At 46.7% G+C, this 670-nt stretch carries 1 pseudogene; it reads left to right on the top strand.

Annotation, left to right across the window (positions count from 1 at the left end):
* Positions 1–670: pseudogene (locus tag AB4496_RS12885) on the top strand (phosphoribosylformylglycinamidine synthase); the annotation flags it as partial.

Here is a 670-nt window from a genome sequence, read left to right as displayed (position 1 = left end):
CGCCACGCCCGGGCACTATCTCGCCTTGGTCTTCAAAATCAACAGATATCGCACACAACTGTGGACTGGCTAAAGTGTCACGTCTAGAGCGCGGTACTGCTTTCTACATTGAAACCTCTGCCGAACTTTCTGAGCTTCAACTTGTTGAGCTGAAAGCAATCCTGCACGACCGTATGATGGAAGTGGTTTTCACTGACTTCGAATCAGCGGCGGCACTATTTACCGTGGCTGAGCCTGCTCCTTATGCGGAAGTTGACCTATTAACTGGCGGACGTAAAGCGCTTGAAAAAGCAAACGTTACCCTAGGTCTTGCACTTGCAGAAGATGAGATCGATTACCTTCTTGAAAGCTTCACCGAGAAGCTAGGTCGTAACCCGACTGACATCGAACTAATGATGTTTGCACAAGCGAACTCAGAGCACTGTCGTCACAAGATCTTTAACGCTGACTGGACTATCGATGGCGTTAAGCAAGAAAAATCATTGTTCAAGATGATTAAGAACACCTTTGAAACGACACCAGAGCACGTTCTGTCTGCTTATAAAGATAACGCAGCGGTAATGACAGGTTCTGAAGTGGGTCGTTTCTTCCCAGATCCAGAAACTCGCCAGTACAACTACCACCAAGAAAAAACACATATCTTGATGAAAGTTGAAACGCACAACCACCC

The organism is Vibrio sp. 10N.222.46.A1 (assembly GCF_041473595.1).
GTDB classification, from domain to species: Bacteria; Pseudomonadota; Gammaproteobacteria; order Enterobacterales; family Vibrionaceae; genus Vibrio; species Vibrio tasmaniensis_A.
The sequence above is the reverse complement of the archived record's forward strand: the minus strand, read 5'-3'. Positions and strand labels throughout refer to the sequence as shown.